This window comes from Micromonospora sp. B11E3 (genome assembly GCF_039871625.1).
Classification (GTDB): Bacteria; Actinomycetota; Actinomycetes; order Mycobacteriales; family Micromonosporaceae; genus Micromonospora.
Genome location: NZ_JBDPMC010000175.1, coordinates 1 through 2,772 on the forward strand (window position 1 = coordinate 1; position 2,772 = coordinate 2,772).

The following is a 2,772-nucleotide window of genomic DNA, read 5'->3' on the forward strand; positions in this document are numbered from 1 at the left end:
GGCCGGACCCCGAGGGTCCGGCCGCCGCGCCTTTGTGTGACCCACTGGCACACGACCGAATGTCGGGATGCACCCCCAACGCCGCCAATGTCCGCTCCGGCAGACGGCACGGTGGCGACCGCCACCCAGACCCCGGAATGCGGCTCCCGCCTCGGCCGTTGTCCCACAGATGCACGCCGGAGCAGCATGCCCGGCGTTCGCCGTATCCGGCGCACTTTCAACGGGGCGGCACTTCCCCGTGATGCCAGCCCGATCCCGGTGCTGGTCACCCGAGGAAAGGTTGCAGCAATGAACACGTTCGATACATGGACCAGGGCTCGCCACGCTATCGCGCGCCGCAGCGCGTTCGGCGTCGCCGGGCTTGCCCTCATCGGTGCCGGCATCGCCGGCCCTGCGACGGGCGCGCTCGCCGCACCTTCGCCAACGGTCGCGCAGCAGGCGATCGCCACGTCGGACAAGCGCGTGGACGACTATCGCTTCCAGGAGCAGCCCAACATCTACTTCTGTGGACCGGCGTCGACCCGCATCGCACTCAGTGCCCAAGGCAAGATCCAGAGCCAGGACGAGCTGGCCACCAAGCTCGGCACCACCGTCGCCGGGACGGCGTCGGCGTTTGACATCACCCGGGTCCTCAACGCCGAGCTCGGCGAGGACGCCTACACCACGGGTGAGATTCCGAACGACACCGCCAGCGCCGATGAGGTGCGGCGACTCAAGAGCGATCTCACCGCCGCGATCGACGACGGGCGGATCCCAGTCGTCAACGTCATCGGTGCCGGCACCGACGCCGATGGCGTCGTACGGGACTTCCCGGTCGGGCACTACCTGACTGTGGTGGGCTACGACGGCGACCAGATCAAGATCGCCGACCCGTGGCAGCCTGTCGGCGACGGCACCTACTGGATGTCCGTGGACGAGCTGGGCCAGTGGGCCGCCTCCCGCGGCTACTCCGCCTGATCATCTCGAACCCCACGTGGCCCCTGGCACTCACGCCAGGGGCCACAGCCCTCTACACGCCAACCGCACCCGCCGTACGGGTGCGTAGGCTGTACACGGGAAGCGGAGGTGCGGGTGAACGGCCTGGGTGAGCTCGAAGCAGCCGTCATGCAGGTGCTGTGGCAGACCGACACGCCCCTGCGAGTCCGCGACGTGCTTGACCGCCTGGCGGGCCGCAGTCTCGCCTACACCACCGTGATGACCGTTCTGGACAATCTGCACCGCAAACAGTGGGTGCTGCGCGACAAGAACGGAAGGGCCTACCACTACCGGCCCGCTGGCACCCGAGAAGAGATCGCCGCAGGTGTCCTGCGGCGCATGCTCGAAACCAGCGGGCACCCGGACGTGGTACTGCTGCACTTCGCCCGCTCCGCTTCCGAGCGAGAGCTGGCCGTGCTGCGTAAGGTGCTCGACGAACGAGCCGGCAGCCCATGAGCGCCGCGCTAGCGCTCATCATCGGGGCACTCGTCGTGGCGTGGCTGGCACCGACGCTGCTGGAGGCCGCTGTCGACCGCGTACGTGACCCGATCGCCGTGCTCCTGGCCTGGTGGGTCACCCTGGCCGCGGTTCCGGCCACCCTCGCCGTCGGGGTCGCTTTCCTGCTCACTCCCGACACCGGCGTCGAGGACTGGGCACGAAATCTGATGCACCACTGTTGGTTCGCCCTACAGCACGGCCGCCTCCCCGCAGCCGGCGAGATTGTCGGGATCGTCGGCGTGGCCGCGCTCGGCGCGTCAATCGCGCGGGCCCTGCTTACTGTCAGGCGACGAATGCGCGCCCAGCGTGAAACCCAGCAGGCGCATCTTGATCTGCTGACCCTGCTGGGCGGAACCGCCCCGACACGAGAGGCGGTGCTGCGGATCCCTCACCCCGCGCCGCTGGCATACAGCCTCGGGGGCCGGCAGGCGATGATCATCGTCAGTGACGGCGTCCTCCAACTACCGCCGCAGCAGCGCGAGGCCGTGCTGTGCCACGAGCGGGCACACGTCAATGGCCGCCATCACCTCATCGTCGCCGCAGCCGAGGTTCTTGCCGCAGCCGCACCGTGGGTGCCACTCGCCCGCCGTTCTCCGCGCGCCATACAGCTGCTGGTTGAGCTGCGCGCCGACGACAAGACGGTGCGGGTGTGCGGTGCGCCCGCAGTCCGCGACGCGCTGATCGCCCTAGGCGGCATGCCGCAGCCCGCGCATGCGCTTCCGATGGCCGGCAGCAACCTAGCGGTCCGGCTAGGCCGGCTGCAGGACGGGGGAGTCCATCACCCCAGGATGGGGCGAGCGGTTCTGCCGCTCATGGCGGCGGCTGCACCCGCGGTAGTGGCTGCAGTCGTCGCGGTCACCATCTGCGTCTGAATCGTCGACGCCCACCTTGTGGAGCGCCCGGATCAGACGGGGGCGGTCACGGCACCGGCCACGCCGCCATGCCTGCATGATGCCCGACGCCGACATGGCCAGGCTCAAGACCGCCACTGGCACCGACTTCTACCGGCAGTTCCTTGGCCATGATGATTGCTCATCATCAAAGCGCGGTCACCATGGCCAAGGAACAGATGCAGAAGGGCTCCAACCCCGAGACCAAGGCCCTGGCGCAGCAAATCGTTGCCGACCGCGAAACGAGATCGCGGAGATGAACAGCCCACTCAGCCAGCTGTCAGAGACCGTCGGGTAACCGGGTGACTACGTGGCGAGAAGTCGCTCAACGTTGATGCGTTGGGCGGCTTCGCGCTCGGTGGCGTTGGCCCAGCGGACTGTTTGACCGGCCAGACGTATAGTCATGAGT

4 protein-coding genes are annotated in these 2,772 nt (G+C 68.3%); all 4 read left to right on the forward strand.

The annotated features are described in order from the left end of the window. Positions 1-288: 288 nt before the first annotated feature. The 4 genes from ABGB16_RS33395 (at position 289) to ABGB16_RS33410 (ending at position 2,623) form a co-directional block, all read left to right on the forward strand. Positions 289-957, forward strand: coding sequence for a C39 family peptidase (locus ABGB16_RS33395; RefSeq protein WP_347672043.1), 669 nt, complete (start codon positions 289-291; stop codon positions 955-957). Between the two features lie 114 nt (positions 958-1,071). Further along, entirely contained in the window at positions 1,072-1,431 is a 360-nt protein-coding gene (locus ABGB16_RS33400) for a BlaI/MecI/CopY family transcriptional regulator (RefSeq protein WP_347672044.1), read from the forward strand. Further along, a complete protein-coding gene (locus ABGB16_RS33405; protein WP_347672045.1) occupies positions 1,428-2,345 on the forward strand; it encodes a M56 family metallopeptidase in 918 nt (305 codons plus the stop codon). Before ABGB16_RS33400 ends, ABGB16_RS33405 begins: the two co-directional genes overlap by 4 nt. Positions 2,346-2,494: 149 nt before the next feature. Beyond that, the gene (locus tag ABGB16_RS33410; protein WP_347672046.1) at positions 2,495-2,623 is read left to right on the forward strand and encodes a DUF305 domain-containing protein; all 129 of its coding nucleotides are present in this window, start codon (positions 2,495-2,497) and stop codon (positions 2,621-2,623) included. The last annotated feature ends 149 nt before the right edge of the window (positions 2,624-2,772 follow it).